Source organism: Pseudomonas putida S13.1.2 (assembly GCF_000498395.2).
In the GTDB taxonomy this organism is placed as follows: domain Bacteria; phylum Pseudomonadota; class Gammaproteobacteria; order Pseudomonadales; family Pseudomonadaceae; genus Aquipseudomonas; species Aquipseudomonas putida_Q.
Genome location: NZ_CP010979.1, coordinates 6,428,665 through 6,445,292, shown reverse-complemented (window position 1 = coordinate 6,445,292; position 16,628 = coordinate 6,428,665). Strand labels below are relative to the sequence as shown.

The 16,628-nt window shown below is 63.2% G+C and carries 12 protein-coding genes and 3 tRNA genes; 12 read left to right on the top strand and 3 right to left on the bottom strand.

From position 1 onward, the window contains the following. The first annotated feature begins 7 nt into the window (after positions 1-7). Positions 8-1,723, top strand: coding sequence for a proline--tRNA ligase (locus tag N805_RS28485; protein ID WP_016498316.1), 1,716 nt, complete (start codon positions 8-10; stop codon positions 1,721-1,723). 20 nt (positions 1,724-1,743) lie between these two features. Beyond that, on the top strand, positions 1,744-2,697 hold the full coding sequence (locus N805_RS28480) for a hypothetical protein (protein WP_019473354.1): 954 nt from the start codon (positions 1,744-1,746) through the stop codon (positions 2,695-2,697). A gap of 160 nt (positions 2,698-2,857) precedes the next feature. Here the strand turns inward: N805_RS28480 and dinB are convergent, their stop codons facing one another. Beyond that, on the bottom strand, positions 2,858-3,916 hold the full coding sequence (gene dinB / locus N805_RS28475) for a DNA polymerase IV (protein WP_177313770.1): 1,059 nt from the start codon (positions 3,914-3,916) through the stop codon (positions 2,858-2,860). A gap of 221 nt (positions 3,917-4,137) precedes the next feature. Here dinB and N805_RS28470 point away from each other — a divergent pair. The 5 genes from N805_RS28470 to N805_RS28450 all read left to right on the top strand — a co-directional run bounded on the left by N805_RS28470 (position 4,138) and on the right by N805_RS28450 (position 8,832). Then, positions 4,138-4,214 (top strand) — tRNA-Met (locus tag N805_RS28470). A 134-nt stretch (positions 4,215-4,348) separates the two neighbouring features. Next, positions 4,349-4,425: transfer RNA gene (locus N805_RS28465), tRNA-Met, on the top strand. 134 nt (positions 4,426-4,559) lie between these two features. Next, a tRNA-Met gene (locus N805_RS28460) sits at positions 4,560-4,636 on the top strand. 261 nt (positions 4,637-4,897) lie between these two features. After that, a complete protein-coding gene (gene mprF, locus N805_RS28455; protein WP_019473352.1) occupies positions 4,898-7,540 on the top strand; it encodes a bifunctional lysylphosphatidylglycerol flippase/synthetase MprF in 2,643 nt (880 codons plus the stop codon). Continuing rightward, complete coding sequence (locus tag N805_RS28450) at positions 7,540-8,832, top strand: virulence factor family protein (protein WP_019473351.1); 1,293 nt, start codon at positions 7,540-7,542, stop codon at positions 8,830-8,832. The genes mprF and N805_RS28450 overlap by 1 nt, the downstream gene beginning before the upstream one ends. 134 nt (positions 8,833-8,966) lie before the next feature. On the opposite strand, the gene N805_RS28445 is transcribed toward N805_RS28450, so the two are convergent. Further along, positions 8,967-10,877: a potassium transporter Kup gene (locus N805_RS28445; RefSeq protein WP_019473350.1), complete on the bottom strand. Its 1,911-nt coding sequence runs from the start codon at positions 10,875-10,877 to the stop codon at positions 8,967-8,969. A 236-nt stretch (positions 10,878-11,113) separates the two neighbouring features. Here N805_RS28445 and rimO point away from each other — a divergent pair, with 236 nt between their 5' ends. The 5 genes from rimO to tsaA all read left to right on the top strand — a co-directional run bounded on the left by rimO (position 11,114) and on the right by tsaA (position 15,041). Further along, positions 11,114-12,445: a 30S ribosomal protein S12 methylthiotransferase RimO gene (gene rimO / locus N805_RS28440; protein ID WP_019473349.1), complete on the top strand. Its 1,332-nt coding sequence runs from the start codon at positions 11,114-11,116 to the stop codon at positions 12,443-12,445. A gap of 147 nt (positions 12,446-12,592) precedes the next feature. After that, entirely contained in the window at positions 12,593-13,045 is a 453-nt protein-coding gene (locus N805_RS28435; RefSeq protein ID WP_019473348.1) for a GNAT family N-acetyltransferase, read from the top strand. A 77-nt stretch (positions 13,046-13,122) separates the two neighbouring features. Next, positions 13,123-13,833, top strand: a complete 711-nt coding sequence (locus N805_RS28430) for an rRNA pseudouridine synthase (protein ID WP_019473347.1) — start codon at positions 13,123-13,125, stop codon at positions 13,831-13,833. Positions 13,834-13,880: 47 nt separating this feature from the next. Further along, positions 13,881-14,342, top strand: coding sequence for a DUF1456 family protein (locus tag N805_RS28425; RefSeq protein WP_019473346.1), 462 nt, complete (start codon positions 13,881-13,883; stop codon positions 14,340-14,342). 6 nt (positions 14,343-14,348) lie between these two features. Next, a complete protein-coding gene (gene tsaA / locus N805_RS28420; RefSeq protein ID WP_019473345.1) occupies positions 14,349-15,041 on the top strand; it encodes a tRNA (N6-threonylcarbamoyladenosine(37)-N6)-methyltransferase TrmO in 693 nt (230 codons plus the stop codon). 74 nt (positions 15,042-15,115) lie between these two features. Here the strand turns inward: tsaA and N805_RS28415 are convergent, their stop codons facing one another. Beyond that, positions 15,116-16,438, bottom strand: coding sequence for a dicarboxylate/amino acid:cation symporter (locus N805_RS28415; protein ID WP_016488678.1), 1,323 nt, complete (start codon positions 16,436-16,438; stop codon positions 15,116-15,118). Between the last annotated feature and the right edge of the window lie 190 nt (positions 16,439-16,628).

The following is a 16,628-nucleotide window of genomic DNA, read 5'->3' as shown; positions in this document are numbered from 1 at the left end:
GCTAACCATGCGCACCAGTCAATATTTGCTCGCCACCCAGAAAGAAACCCCTGCCGACGCAGTGGTCATCAGCCATCAGCTCATGCTGCGTGCCGGCATGATCCGCAAACTGGCCTCCGGCCTGTACACCTGGCTGCCGATGGGCCTGCGGGTAATGCGCAAGGTCGAGGCCGTGGTGCGTGAGGAAATGAACGCCGCCGGCGCCCTGGAAGTGCTGATGCCAAGCATCCAGCCTGCCGAGCTGTGGCAGGAGTCCGGCCGCTGGGAGCAGTACGGCCCTGAGCTGCTGCGCCTGAAGGACCGCCACCAGCGCGACTTCTGCGTTGGCCCGACCCACGAAGAAGTGATCACCGACCTGGCCCGTAACGAGCTGTCCAGCTATAAACAGCTGCCGCTCAACATGTACCAGATCCAGACCAAGTTCCGTGACGAGATCCGCCCGCGCTTCGGCCTGATGCGCGGCCGCGAGTTCATCATGAAGGACGCCTACTCGTTCCATGCCGACCAGGCTTCCCTGCAGGAAACCTACGACCGCATGCACCAGGCGTACAGCAACGTATTCACCCGCCTGGGCCTGGACTTCCGCCCAGTGCAGGCCGACACCGGCTCGATCGGTGGCAGCTACTCGCACGAATTCCACGTACTGGCCGAATCCGGCGAAGACGACGTGATCTTCAGCGACAGCTCCGACTACGCCGCCAACATCGAGAAGGCCGAAGCCATCCCGCGTGAAACCGTGCGCCCTGCCCCTACCGAGGAGCTGCGCCTGGTCGACACGCCAGAGGCCAAGACCATCGCGCAACTGGTGGAAAACCATGGCCTGGCGATCGAGAAGACCGTCAAGACGCTGATCGTGCGCGGTGCTGAAGAAGGCAAGCTGATTGCCCTGATCGTTCGCGGCGACCACGAGCTGAACGAAATCAAGGCCACCAAGCTGGAACAGGTTGCCGACCCACTGGTCATGGCCACCGAAGCCGAACTGCGCGACGCCATTGGCGCCGGTGCCGGCTCGCTCGGCCCGCTGAACCTGCCGCTGGAATGCATCATCGACCGTTCGGTTGCCCTGATGAGCGACTTCGGCATCGGCGCCAACATCGACGACAAGCACTACTTCGGTGTCAACTGGGAGCGCGACCTGCCGGTTCCACAGGTCGCCGACCTGCGTAACGTGGTCGAAGGCGACCCAAGCCCGGACGGCCAGGGCACCCTGGTGATCAAGCGCGGCATCGAAGTGGGCCACATCTTCCAGCTGGGCACCAAGTACAGCGAAGCGCTGAAGTGCCAGGTACTGGGCGAGAACGGCAAGCCGGTGGTTCTGTCGATGGGCTGCTACGGTATTGGTGTGTCCCGCGTGGTCGCCGCTGCCATCGAGCAGAGCTATGACGACAAGGGCATCATCTGGAACGATGCCCTGGCGCCGTTCCAGATCGCCCTGGTACCGCTGCGCTACGAAACCGAGGTGGTTCGCGAGGCAACCGACAAGCTGTACGCCGAACTGACCGCCGCCGGCTTCGAAGTGCTGCTGGACGACCGCGACAAGAAGACCAGCCCAGGCATCAAGTTTGCCGACATGGAGCTGATCGGCATCCCACACCGCATCGTCGTTAGCGATCGCGGCCTGGCCGAAGGCAACCTGGAGTACAAGCACCGCACCGAGCAGGACGCCCAGGCGTTGCCGCTCAATGAAGTGCTGAGCTTCCTGCAGGCCCGCGTTCGCCGCTGATAACCAATGCACGAGTGATCATGTTCAAGCGAAGTACCTTTACCCTGGGGGGCGCCGCACTGTGCGGCGCCCTGCTCGTCAGCGGCTGCGCCAACCAGATGTCCCAGCGCAGCGACCACGAGGAGCGCGTCGAGCGCAAATTGCTCGAGCACACCCTGCAGATCGATGTCGGCGAGCCGAAGGTGATGGAGCTTCCGCAACGGCGTGTGCGCGTGCATGAGCTGAAGCGTTTCGAAGTCACCGAGTTCGAAGTCACCCGTCGCTATGACCGCTACACGCCTTACCAGCCCTGGCGGGAGGTCTACGAGATCCCGCTGGGTGCAGTGGCCGTGGTGGCGGGCGTCGGCGCCAACGTGGTGAACGTCTTCGCCTTGGGCAACCTGCCGCAAAGCATCACCCATGACTGGCTCAGCTACGGCGTGGACGGGCTCAACCCGTTCATGAACGTGCCGTCCAACGGGCGTGCCCAGCAGAACCTGGCCGGGATCAGCGAAGTGCAGAAAGGCAAGCGCGAGGAAGCCACCAGCGTGCCCTGGAGCGAACGCCTGGTCGAGGTCAAGGCTGGCAAGATGACCCACGAACTGACCACCGACAGGAACGGCGTGCTGCGCTTGAACCTGCTCGACAGCCCGTTCTCCGAGCAAAACCTCAACCACATCGGCACCCTGCACCTTCAAGTACTCGACGAGGACAACGCGGTACGGGGTGATGCCAGCCTGCTGGTCAGCGCCACCCTGCGCAACAAGCTGCTCGAAGCCCATGAGCTGATCTTCGACGACCTCGAGGATGACGATGTTGGCCAGTGGGTACATCGGGTGAAGCGCCTGTCGGAACTGGGCCTTGAAGAGGAAGCCAGTGAAATGGAACAAAGCCTGATCGAGCTGACCCGCAACGATCCGGAGCTGCAGCAGGAGTTTCTGCAATCGCTGACCAAGGCCACTGGCCGGTTGGTGGCAGATCCGGGCGTACAGTAACCCGCCTTCATGCACACCCTTGCAGGAGCGGCCTTGTTTCGCGATGGGCTGCGCAGCATCCCCAGGATTTCAGCGTTAATGCATGAATTGCTGGGGCTGCTGCGCAGCCCATCGCGACACAAGGCCGCTCCTACAGGGACCGCGCAATTTGATGGGGCTTCTATATAGGCGGGAACAGCTCCAACTGTTCATGCGCTCCGCGTAAATCGCGCAACCTTACCCCTACCCCCAGCAAGCGCACCGGCTTGCCACCCCGGGCGAACGCCTGGCCCAGCAGTTGCCGATAACTTTCAAGGTCCCGTCCAGCCCCTGCCTGCTCCAGGGTGGTCTGGCTGAAGTCATGGAACTTGACCTTGACGAACGGCTTGTCCGGGCGATAACTGCTGTCCATGCGGGCGATACGCTCGTTCAGGCTTTCCAGCAACTCGGGCAACCGCGCCAGGCAACTGGCCAGGTCCGGCAGGTCGGTGTCGTAGGTGTTTTCCACGCTGACCGACTGCCTGCGGCTGTCATTGTGTACTGCACGGTCATCTATACCCCGCGCCAGCCCCCACAAACGCTCGCCAAAGCTGCCAAACTCACGCACCAGGGCCAGGCGCGACCACTCACGCAGGTCCAGGCAGGTGTCGATGCCCAGCCGCGTCAGTTTATCTGCCGTCACCTTGCCCACCCCATGCAGCCTGGCCACCGGCAAGGCGGCGACAAAGGCCTCCACCTCGCCCGGGGTAATCACGAACAGCCCGTTGGGCTTGCGCCAGTCACTGGCAATCTTGGCCAGGAACTTGTTCGGCGCCACACCCGCCGACACGGTGATATGCAAGGTGCGGGCGACGCGCCGGCGAATATCCTCGGCGATGCGCGTGGCGCTGCCCGCATACCACTGGCTATCGCTGACATCCAGGTAGGCTTCGTCCAGCGACAAAGGCTCGATCAGCTCGGTGTAGTCGCGGAAGATGGCGTGGATTTCCCGTGAGGCCTCACGGTAGGCCTCGAAGCGCGGCTTGACGATCAACAGGTCGGGGCACTGCTTCAGCGCATGCCGTGACGACATGGCCGAGCGCACACCATAGGCACGCGCTTCATAGTTGCAGGTGGCGATCACCCCGCGGTGCTCGGGCGAGCCCCCAACCGCCATGGGCCGCCCGGCCAGACGCGGGTCGTCACGCATCTCGATCGCGGCATAGAAGCAATCGCAGTCGACGTGGATGATCTTGCGCAAGGACATGGGTGGCCGTCAGCACTGTAAATTCATACAGATAGTATCGCATGCGACCCTACCTGAAACACCTCACCCGGCGCATCACACGACAAAGTGCCTGAAAGCCCCGTCGCGCCTGACCTGCTTGCTGCCAGCGAGCGCTAAGGGTTTGAACAAAAAAGGGTTTTTCAATGAAACTGCTTGACACTGGGGCGTAAATCCGTAGAATTCGATCTCACAGGCGCGGGATGGAGCAGCCTGGTAGCTCGTCGGGCTCATAACCCGAAGGTCGTCGGTTCAAATCCGGCTCCCGCAACCAGATTAAAGAAAAGGCCACTGTTCATACAGTGGCCTTTTTCTTTGCCCTCAAAAAAGTAAACCCGAAAAACCTTTGATAAATCAAAGCTTAGCGCTTGACACGCCCTCAACAAACTGTAGAATGCGCCCCACAGACGCGGGATGGAGCAGTCTGGTAGCTCGTCGGGCTCATAACCCGAAGGTCGTCGGTTCAAATCCGGCTCCCGCAACCAAGTTCAAGAAAAGGCCACTGTTAACGCAGTGGCCTTTTTCTTTGTCCGCTGAAAAGTACCATCGGAAAAACATCGACAAATCAAAGCTTAGCGCTTGACATACAAACCACACGCTGTAGAATCCGCCCCACTGACGCGGGATGGAGCAGCCTGGTAGCTCGTCGGGCTCATAACCCGAAGGTCGTCGGTTCAAATCCGGCTCCCGCAACCATATTCGTCAGAACAAACCCCGCCTGTTTAACAGCAGCGCGGGGTTTGTTGCATCTGCCCTCCCTGTTTTTCCCCGCCTCTATTCTCCCCGCCCTCCAGCCAACCCGCAGGCTTGAGGCATCGTGCCCAGGATGAACTATCTTTAACCCTGCCAGGCCACTGAAAGTGCCTGAGTCCGGAGTAACATTGGATACGTTTTTCTAAGGGACTTTCACTTGGCCGTACCTCCCCTCTGCCTCGCGCTGTATGCCCGGGGCAATCCATGACTTCACACAACCCCGAACCTCCGGTGCCACTCGCCTCGGCGCTACCCGGTGCCGTGCAGCGCCTGCCCTTGCTTGAACGCCTGAGCCGCTACCGCCAGCCCATCGGCCTGGTCGTGACCCTGGTGCTGTTCACCATGGCCTTGATTGCCTGCCGCCACCTGCTGAGCGAGCTGGACATCTATGCCTTGCACGATGCCATGCTCAGCGTGCCGGCCCAGTCGGTGCTCGGCGCCGTGTTGGCGACCGTGATCGGCTTCGCGATCCTGTTGGGTTACGAGTGGTCGGCCAGCCGCTATGCCGGCGTGAAACTGCCGGCACGCAGCCTGGCGCTGGGCGGTTTCAGCGCCTTTGCCATCGGCAACGCCATTGGCCTGTCGATGCTTTCGGGCGGCTCGGTGCGCTACCGCCTGTATGGACGCCAGGGTCTGGGGGCTGGCGAAGTCGCACGCATGACAGTGTTTGCCAGCCTGTCACTGGGCTGCGCGCTGCCGCCCCTGGCCGCCTTGGCAACCTTGAGCGACCTGCCCGCAGCCTCTACGGCACTGAGGGTGGCGCCTGGCCTGCTGGCAGGTATCGCCGCTGCGGTGCTTGTGGCGTCCGCCCTGCTGGTGTTCGGCTTGTACCGCCGACGCCTGGCCGAACAGCCGCTGGCCAATAACCTGCTGGTGCAACTGGGCCGCCGCACACTGCGCCTACCAAGCGCACGCCTGGCTGCCCTGCAATTGCTGATTACCGCGCTGGATGTGGCAGCGGCCGCCACCGTGCTGTACATGCTGCTGCCCGAAGCACCACCCTTCGGCGCGTTTGTGCTGGTGTACCTGCTGGCCTTGGCCGCAGGCGTGCTCAGCCACGTACCGGGCGGCGTCGGGGTGTTCGAAGCCATCCTGCTGGCCGCCTTTGCCGACCAGCTCGGTGCCGCGCCACTGGCGGCCGCCCTGCTGCTGTACCGGCTGATCTATGTGGTGCTGCCGCTGCTGCTGGCCTGCGTGTTGCTGCTGGCCAATGAAGCCCGGCGCCTGCTGTTTGCACAGCAAGCCATCAAGGCCGCCTCCGGCATGGCCGCACCCATCCTGTCGATACTGGTATTCCTGTCCGGGGTGGTGCTGCTGTTTTCGGGCGTCACCCCCGAGATCGACACCCGCCTGGAACATATGGGTTTTCTGGTGCCGCACCGGCTGATCGATGCCTCGCACTTTGGCGCCAGCCTGATCGGCGTGCTGTGCCTGCTGCTGGCCCAGGGCCTGCGCCGACGCCTGTCCGCCGCCTGGTTGCTGACCACCGTGCTGTTGCTGGTCGGCGCCCTGCTGTCACTGCTCAAGGGCTTTGACTGGGAAGAGGCTTGCCTGCTGACCTTCACCGCCGCCCTTCTGGCCCTGTTCCGTCGCTCCTTCTACCGCCCCAGCCGCCTGCTGGAGCTGCCGTTTTCACCGGTGTTCCTGGTGGCCAGCGCCTGCGCCGTGGGCGCATCGGTGTGGCTGCTGCTGTTCGCCTACCAGGATGTGCCCTACAGCCATCAGCTGTGGTGGCAGTTCACCCTCGATGCCGATGCCCCGCGCGGCCTGCGTGCCGCCATGGGCAGTGCCTTGTTGCTGGCTGCCTTGGCGCTGACCTGGCTGCTGCGCACCGCGCCGCCAGTAATCCACCTGCCCGACGAGGAAGAACTGCAGCGCGCCAACCGTATTCTGCTGGCCTCCGACCAGCCCGACGGCGGCCTGGCCCTGACCGGCGACAAGGCGTTGCTGTTCCACCCCCGCGACAATGCCTTCCTCATGTACGCCCGTCGCGGCCGCAGCCTGGTGGCCCTGTACGACCCGATCGGCCCGGCCCAGGAGCGCGCCGAAATGATCTGGCAGTTCCGCGACCTGTGCGATCTGCACCACGCCCGGCCGGTGTTCTACCAGGTGCGCGCCGAAAACCTGCCTTTTTATATGGACATCGGCCTGACCGCCCTGAAACTGGGCGAAGAAGCCCGGGTCGACTTGCGCCGCTTCGACCTCGAGGCCAAGGGCAAGGAGATGAAAGACCTGCGCTACACCTGGAACCGTGGTGGCCGCGACGGCCTGAGCCTGGAAATCCACGAGCCTGGTCACGCCCCGCTGGCCGAGCTGAAGGAGATTTCCGATGCCTGGCTCAGCGGCAAGAACGTGCGCGAGAAAGGCTTTTCGCTGGGCCGCTTCAGCCCGGAGTACCTGCAGCACTTCCGCGTTGCCCTGATCCGCTTCCAGGGTCGGCCGGTGGCCTTCGCCAACCTGCTGGAGACCCACAGCAACGAGCTGGCCAGCCTTGACCTGATGCGTGCGCACCCCGAGGCACCGAAGCTGACCATGGAGTTCATGATGATCGGCCTGATACTGCACTACAAAAGCCATGAGTACTCACGCTTCAGCCTGGGCATGGTGCCGCTTTCCGGCCTTCAGCCGCGGCGTGGCGCGCCTTTGACCCAGCGCCTGGGCTCAATGGTGTTCCGCCGTGGCGAGCAGCTTTACAACTTCCAGGGGCTTCGACGCTTCAAGGACAAATTCCAACCGGATTGGGAACCCCGCTACATGGCCGTGCCGGCCGGGCTCGACCCGCTGGTGGCACTGGCCGATACTGCCGCCCTGATTGCAGGCGGCCTGACTGGATTGGTGAAACGTTGATGACCCGACGCTTTTGGCTGTACCTGCTGGTTCCCCTGCTGCTGGCCGCCCTGGGGGGTGCGCTGGCGTTCTGGCTGTGGACGCGCCCGGCTCCCGAAGCGCGTCTGGAGCAATTGAGCATCAATGACACCAGCATCACCCGCGTGACCCCAGGTGTGCACCCCAAGGCCCGGGTGGCCATCGGTGTGCCACAAGACCAGGCGTTGACGGACAAGCAGCTGCTCGACCTGAGCCAGGCCGGCGAGGCCCAGCTGGTGCAGGTGATTTTGCCGCCTAACGACTGCAGCAAGCAGCAACAGGCCATGGACCAGGCCCTGGCCGAGCTGCCGGAAAAGCCGACGTTGGTGGCCGGTATCGGCCCTGGCGCCGCCCAGGCCTGGCGCTGGCTGGCCAGCCAGAACAATGACAAGGCCCGGGCCATTTCCGTGGACTTCAGCCTGGAGCAACCTGGCTGCCAGTCCCCGCTGCCCAAGGCGGCTGCCCACGGCCACTGGAACGTCGCCTGGAACGACAACCCGGATGACGCCAGCGCCGCCTTCGTGCGCGACCAGGCCAATGCCGAAACCAGCATCAGCGACTACGACATCCATCTGCCACAAGTGCTCAAGGCCCAGCTGACCCAGGCCCTGGTAGGCCACGACGGCAACGCCTTGGCCATCCCTGTGGTGGAAGTGCCGGCCGGGCAGACAACCGACACGGTCACGCTGTTCCTCTCCGGTGACGGCGGCTGGCGCGACCTGGACCGCGATGTTGCCGGCGAAATGGCCAAGCTGGGCTACCCGGTGGTGGGTATCGACACGCTGCGCTATTACTGGCAGCACAAAACCCCGGAGCAAAGTGCGGCCGACCTGTCCGAGCTGATGCAGCACTACCGGCAGAAGTGGGGTACCAAGCGCTTTGTACTGACCGGCTATTCGTTCGGTGCCGATGTGCTACCGGCGATCTACAACCGCCTGCCGGTGGAGGACCAGCAACGTATCGACGCGGTGATGCTGCTGGCCTTTGCCCGCAGCGGCAGCTTCGAGATCGAGGTCGAAGGCTGGCTGGGCAAGGAAGGCCAGGAAGCACCCACCGGACCGGAAATGGCCAGGCTGCCAGCCTCCAAGGTGGTGTGCGTGTATGGCGTGGAAGAGACCGATGAAAGCGGTTGCACCGAAAGCACTGCGGTGGGTGAACGCCTGAAGCTGCCTGGAGGGCATCACTTTGATGAGAACTACCCGGCGCTGGCCAAGCGCTTGATTGGTGAGATCGAGACACGCCAGGGCAAGTCCAGCGTCGCCGAACAGAACTGATAATGATTGGGGCCGCTTTGCGGCCCATCGCCGGCAAGCCAGGCTCCCACATCTACTGCGCACATCTCCACCATTGTGCTGTCCCTGTGGGAGCCTGGCTTGCCGGCGATGGGCTGCAGAGCAGCCCTTGGCAATCAGATCTCGACCTGGGTCCCCAGTTCGATCACCCGGTTCAGCGGCAGGTTGAAGAAGCGCAGGTTACCGTTGGCATTCTTCAGCAAGAACGCGAACAGGTTGCCCCGCCAACGCGACATCCCCTCCAGCCGTGACGCGATTACCGTCTCGCGGCTGAGGAAGTAGGTGGTGCGCATCGGGGTGAAGTCCAGATCGTCCAGGTGACACAGCTTCAATGCCGCCGGCACGTCCGGTTCGTCCATGAAGCCAAAGTGCAACAGCACACGGAAGAACCCGTCACCATAAGCCTCCACCTCGAAGCGCTCCTGCTCCGGCACCCGCGGCCGGTCCTCGCTGACCACGGTCAGCAACACCACCTGGCTGTGCAGCACCTGGTTATGCAGCATGTTGTGCAACAGGGCATGGGGCACGGCATCCGACCGGGCAGTGAGGAACACCGCCGTCCCTTCGACCCGGTGCGGCGGCTGAATGCGGATACTGCTGATGAACAGCGGCAACGGCAGCGCACCTTCGTCGATACGCTCCACCAGGATCTGCTTGCCGCGTTTCCAGGTGCTCATCAGCAGGAACAACACACCACCGGCCAACACCGGGAAAGCACCGCCCTGGATGATTTTCGGCACGTTGGCGGCGAAAAACAGCCCATCGACAAACAGGAAGCCTACCAGGATCGGCACTGCCAGCACCGGCGGCCACTTCCACAACAGCAGCATCACCGCCGACACCAGAATGGTGGTCATCAGCATGGTGCCGGTCACCGCCACGCCGTAGGCCGCCGCCAGGGCGCCGGACGACTCGAAGCCGATCACCAGCAGCACCACGCCCACCATCAGCGTCCAGTTCACGGCACCAATGTAGATTTGCCCCTGCTCGTCGCTGGAGGTGTGCTGGATCTGCATACGCGGAATGTAGCCCAGCTGGATGGCCTGGCGGGTCAGGGAAAAGGCGCCAGAAATGACCGCCTGTGAGGCGATCACAGTGGCCATTGTGGCCAACCCGACCAACGGCAGCAGCGCCCAGCTTGGCGCCAGCAGGTAGAAGGGGTTACGGGCCGCCTCGGGGTTTTGCAGCAGCAGTGCACCCTGGCCAAAATAGTTGAGCACCAACGCGGGTAGTACCAGGATGAACCAGGCCCGGGCGATCGGCTTGCGGCCAAAATGGCCCATGTCGGCGTACAGCGCCTCGGCGCCGGTCAGCGCCAGCACCACCGCGCCGAGGATGGCCACGCCCATGCCTGGGTGAACCACGAAGAAGTTGACCGCCCAGCCCGGATTAAAGGCCTTGAGTACTTCCGGGCTCTGCGAGATACCGTGCACGCCCAATGCGCCCAGCACCACGAACCAGGTGACCATGATCGGGCCGAACAGCTTGCCGATCTTCTCGGTGCCGTGCTTCTGCACCAGGAACAGCGCCACCAGCACCACCAGCGAAATCGGCACCACCCAGTGGTCGATACCGTCAAACGCAAGGCCCATGCCCTCCACGGCCGACAGCACCGATACCGCCGGGGTGATCATGCTGTCGCCATAGAACAGCGAAGCGCCGATCAAACCGCAGATCACCATCAACGTACGTAACCGCGGATAAGCCGCCGTGGCCCGACGCGCCAGTGCGGTCAGCGCCATGGTGCCACCCTCGCCCTGGTTGTCGGCGCGCAGGATGAACATCACGTACTTGAACGATACCACCCACAACAGCGACCACAGGATCAGCGACAGGATCCCCAACACGCCATCATGGTTGACCGGCACCCCGTAGCCGCCGGTGAAGACTTCCTTGAGGGTATACAACGGGCTGGTGCCGATATCGCCATAAACCACCCCGACCGCCGCCACGAGCAGGCCCAGCGACCGCGCCGCCCCCTGCTTCCCCGCGTGCCCGCCCTCGGCGTGACTGCTTGCCTGAACCATCGACCACTCCCGCAGACGGCCATCTCGGCCTTTAGTATTCACTCGCGCGCCAGGCCCCCGAAGGCACCTTCACGCAACGGCGCGAAGCATAGCGCAGCGTTCGTCGTATTTCTGCTGGTCAAGCGACCTTGCGCTCGCTAGAATTGCGCACTTTTTGATCAGAGGCGCTAAAAAGCGCCCGTCAAGATCGCCCGCGATTCCGGCCGGGCGACCTGCATTCAATACCGAGGTTAGTCATGTCCACCACGCCCGCCACCCCCAAGGTAGGTTTCGTAAGCCTGGGTTGCCCAAAAGCCCTCGTCGATTCCGAGCGCATCCTCACCCAGCTGCGCATGGAAGGCTATGAAGTCGTGCCCACCTACGAGGACGCCGACGTGGTGGTGGTCAACACCTGCGGCTTCATCGACAGCGCCAAGGCCGAGTCGCTTGAAGTGATCGGCGAAGCGATCAAGGAAAACGGCAAGGTCATCGTCACCGGCTGCATGGGTGTCGAGGAAGGCAGCATCCGTGACGTGCACCCCAGCGTGCTGTCGGTCACCGGCCCGCAGCAGTACGAGCAGGTGGTCAACGCCGTGCACGAAGTGGTACCGCCGCGCCAGGACCACAACCCGCTGATCGACCTGGTGCCGCCACAGGGCATCAAGCTGACCCCGCGCCACTATGCCTACCTGAAGATTTCCGAAGGCTGCAACCACAGCTGCAGCTTCTGCATCATCCCGTCGATGCGCGGCAAGCTGGTCAGCCGCCCGGTGGGGGAAGTGCTGAGCGAGGCCGAGCGCCTGGTCAAGGCCGGGGTCAAGGAGATCCTGGTGATTTCCCAGGACACCAGCGCCTACGGCGTCGACGTCAAGTACAAGACCGACTTCTGGAACGGCCGCCCGGTCAAGACCCGCATGCTCGAGCTGTGTGAGGCCCTGAGCAGCCTGGGTGCCTGGGTACGCCTGCACTACGTGTACCCGTACCCGAACGTCGACGACGTCATCCCGCTGATGGCCGCCGGCAAGATCCTGCCGTACCTGGACATCCCGTTCCAGCATGCCAGCCCGAAAGTGCTGAAGTCGATGAAGCGCCCTGCTTTCGAAGACCGCACCCTGGCGCGCATCAAGAACTGGCGCGAGCAGTGCCCTGAGCTGGTAATCCGCTCCACCTTCATCGTCGGCTTCCCGGGCGAGACCGAGGAAGACTTCCAGTACCTGCTGGACTGGCTGACCGAAGCCCAGCTCGACCGCGTGGGCTGCTTCCAGTACTCCCCGGTAGAAGGCGCCCCGGCCAACGACCTGGGCCTGGAAGAAGTCCCGGACGATATCAAGCAGCAGCGCTGGGACCGCTTCATGGCCCACCAGCAGGCCATCAGCACCGCCCGCCTGCAACTGCGCATCGGCAAGGAAATCGAAGTGCTGATCGACGAAGTCGAGGAGCAAGGTTCGGTTGGCCGCAGCTTCTTCGATGCCCCGGAAATCGACGGCAGCGTATTCATCGATGGTGATCATGGCTTCAAGCCAGGCGACAAAGTGCGTTGCCGGGTAGTGGATGCCGACGAATACGACATGTGGGCAGAGCCTGTCTAAAGCGGCTTGAACATGAAAAGCCCCTGCCCCGGCATTCCCCGCATGGAATGTCCGGAGCAGGGGCTTTTTTATGGGTCGCGCAACGCGGACACGCCGACCGGTGGTTGGCCTGCTATGTTTTCCCTATCGCCATGGAGGACCGCCGGCATGCAATCGCTACTGACGCTGCAAACCCCGCACTTGCGCGACTACGGCGAGCTGGTAAAGGTCTGGGAGGACTCGGTACGTGCCACTCACGATTTTCTGCCAGAGGGCTACATCGTTTTACTGCGCGAACAGGTGCTGCGCCGCTACCTCGACGCAGTGATGCTGATCTGCTGCAAGGACCGGCAACGCATCTGTGGCTTTGCCGGGGTCGCCAACGGGCGCGTGGACATGCTGTTTGTTGCACCTGAGTACCGCGGCAAAGGGGTGGGCAAGCGCCTGCTGCACTATGCGATCGACGAGCTGAATGCCGAGCGCCTGGACGTCAACGAGCAGAACTCTCAGGCCTTGGGCTTTTACCTGCACGAAGGCTTCGAGGTCATCGGCCGATCGGAAACCGACGGCCTGGGCCAGCCCTACCCTCTTCTGCACATGCGCCTTGGCAAAATGGCGTAAATGACACAGATTCCCAGCCCCTCCGCCGCTCAGGCAGGTACAATGCTGGCCTTTCCCTGCCTTTGCGAATTGCCGTCATGTCCGAACCCGTCCGCCTGTCCAAACGCCTTATCGAGCAACTTGGCTGCTCGCGCCGCGATGCCGAGCTCTATATCGAAGGTGGCTGGGTCACGGTCGACGGCGTGGTAGTCGAGCAGCCGCAGTTCAAGGTCGAACACCAGCACGTCGCGCTGCTCCCGGGTGCCCGCGTCGAAGCACTGGAGCCGGTCACCCTGCTGCTCAACCAAGCGGCCGGTGTGGACAGCGAAAGCGCGCGTGCCAGCATGAACATGGACAACCTCAGCGAGGCGCACCGCGAAGGCGTGCGCGCCCTGCATGGGCACTTTAACCGCCAGGCCTGCGTGGCACCGCTCGAGCGCGGCGCCAGCGGCCTGCAGGTATTCACCCAGGACTGGCGGGTAAGCCGCAAGATCGAGGCCGACCTGCGTCGCCTGGAGCAGGAGTTCATTGTCGAAGTGCGCGGCGAGACCACACCTCAGGCGCTGGAACGCCTGGCGCGCGGTGCCACGCGCAATGACCGCGAGCTGCCCAAGGCCAAGGCCAGTTGGCAGAACGAGACCCACCTGCGCATGGTCGTGAAAAACCCCCAGCCTGGGCAGATCGCCGAGCTGTGCGCGTACCTGCGCCTGGAACTGGTCAGCATGCGCCGCATTCGCCTGGGCGGTGTGTCGATGGGCAAGCTGCCCCTCGGCCAATGGCGCTACGTGGCGACTACCGAACGTTTCTAAGCAACACGCCACGCACAAGCGTGGCACCTGAACAGGATTCTGCAGCAATGAACCACAACGACGTCCTGCGCAGCCTGCGCTACATGCTCAAGGTGAACGACGCCAAGATGGCCGAGATCATCGGCCTTTCCGGCCTCGAAGTGCACCCCCAGGTCTTGGCCACCTACCTGAAGAAGGAAGAAGAGGAAGGCTTCGTACGTTGCCCTGATCGGGTAATGGCGCTCTTCCTCGATGGGCTGGTGATCCACCGCCGCGGCAAGGACGACAGCCGCCCGCCGCAGCCGGTCGAGCTGCCAGTGACCAACAACCTCATCCTCAAGAAGCTGCGGGTGGCCTTCGAACTCAAGGAAGACGACCTGCACGCGATCCTCAAGTCGGTCAACTTCCCGGTCAGCAAGCCTGAACTCAGCGCGCTGTTCCGCAAGGCCGGCCACGAAAACTATCGCCCATGCGGCGACCAGTTGCTGCGCAACTTCCTCAAAGGCCTGACCCAGCGCGTGCGCGGCTGAGTGGCCATGCAGCATACGGTTGCCCCGGTCGGCATTGTCCGCTCCTGCTTCAAGGAAAAATTCGCCATCCCGCGCCAGCCCCAACTGGCGCCTGCAGCGCGCGGCGTGCTCGAACTGCTGCCGCCGTTCGACCAGGGTGATGCGGTCGAAGGCCTGGAGCAGGTCAGCCATGTCTGGCTGCTGTTCCTGTTCCACCAGGCCCTGGAGGACAAGCCGCGCCTGAAAGTGCGGCCACCGCGGCTGGGCGGCAACAAGAGCATGGGGGTGTTCGCCACCCGTGCAACCCACCGGCCAAACGGCATCGGCCAGTCGGTGGTACGCCTTGAGGGTGTAGAGCCTGGGCGCCTGTTGCTGTCCGGGATCGACCTGCTCGATGGCACGCCGGTACTGGACATCAAGCCTTATGTGCCGTATGCCGACAGCATTGCAGACGCCAGCAACCAGATGGCCAGCGAAGCGCCCGCCGCGATTGCCGTACAGTGGGGCGACAACGCCCTGCCCCAGGCCCGCGAGCATGCACTGCGCCTGGCTGAACCGCTGGTAGAACTGATCGAACAATGCCTGGCGCAAGACCCGCGACCGGCCTACCAGGTACCGCCGGCCGAGCGGGTGTACGGGGTGAAGTTCTGGGATGTACAGGTGAGGTGGCATTACCCTCAGCCGGAGGTGATCCGGGTGTTGGAGGTGGTGCTGGCCTGACCGCGCACCGACGCGAACAGCGCACATGAAAAAGGCGACCCTAGGGTCGCCTTTCTCGTTCTACAGCCGCGCGATCAGCGAGCCGGGCCTTCGGCCACGCCCAGGTCATCGGTCGGACGGGTATCGACCAGCGGTGCACCACCGGAGGCGAGCTCCGAGGCCAGCTTGTCGTTGTCCATTTCCTTGACCCACTTGGCCACGACCACGGTGGCAACGGCGTTGCCCACCAGGTTGGTCAGTGCGCGGGCTTCGGACATGAAGCGGTCGATGCCGAGGATCAGCGCCAGGCCGGCTACCGGCAGGTGGCCAACAGCCGACAGGGTGGCGGCCAGCACGATGAAGCCCGAACCGGTCACGCCGGCAGCACCTTTGGACGCCACCAGCAGCACCAGCAGCAGGGTGATCTGGTGGGTGATGTCCATGGTGGTATCGGTGGCCTGGGCGATGAACACCGCAGCCATGGTCAGGTAGATCGAGGTGCCGTCCAGGTTGAACGAGTAACCGGTCGGAATGACCAGGCCCACCACCGACTTCTTCGCGCCCAGGCGCTCCATCTTGGCCAGCATGCGTGGCAGGGCCGATTCCGAGGAGGAAGTACCCAGCACGATCAGCAGCTCTTCACGGATGTAGCGGATCAGCTTGAGCACGCTGAAGCCGTGGGCGCGGCAGATACCGCCCAGCACCACCAGCACGAACAGCAGGCAGGTGATGTAGAAGCACGCCATCAGGTAGCCCAGTTGCACCAGCGAACCCACGCCGTACTGGCCGATGGTGAAGGCCATGGCACCGAAAGCACCGATCGGGGCCAGCTTCATGATCATGTTGATGATGTTGAACATGACATGGGCGAAGCGGTCGATCATGTCCAGCAACGGCTTGCCGTAGCTACCCAGGCGGTGCAGGGCGAAGCCGAACAGCACGGAGAACATCAGCACCTGCAGGATATCGCCGTTGGCGAAGGCGCCGACCACGGTGTTGGGGATGACGTTGAGCAGGAAGCCGACGGTGGTCTGCTGCGCGCCGGCGGCGGCGTAGGCAGCCACGCTGCTGGCGTTCAGGGTGCTGACGTCGATGTGCATGCCAGCGCCTGGCTTGACCACGTTGACGACGACGAGGCCGATGATCAGGGCGATGGTGGAGACGATTTCAAAGTACAGCAGCGCGTAGCCGCCAGTCTTGCCGACCGACTTCATGCTCTGCATGCCGGCGATGCCGCTGACCACGGTGCAGAAGATGATCGGGGCAATGACCATCTTGATCAGTTTGACGAAGCCGTCACCCAAGGGTTTGAGGGCGACGCCCGTTTCCGGATAGTAGTGGCCGAGCAGGATGCCGATGGTGATGGCAACGATCACCTGGACATACAGGGATTTGTACAGCGGCTGACGTGTCGTCATGGCTCATTTTCCTCAAGTGTGCCGGTTCACCCTTCCCAGGGTGATGGGGCACTTGAATCGCTAACCCTCCTGCACTTGGAGGGATTTGTCGTTGTGTTCGAGCTGCCTGGGCAGGCCTCTGCCAGGATCAATAGCAAGGGTGGTGCCAAAATGCCCATGAAGGGTGCAAGGGCCGTATTTGCTAGGGATA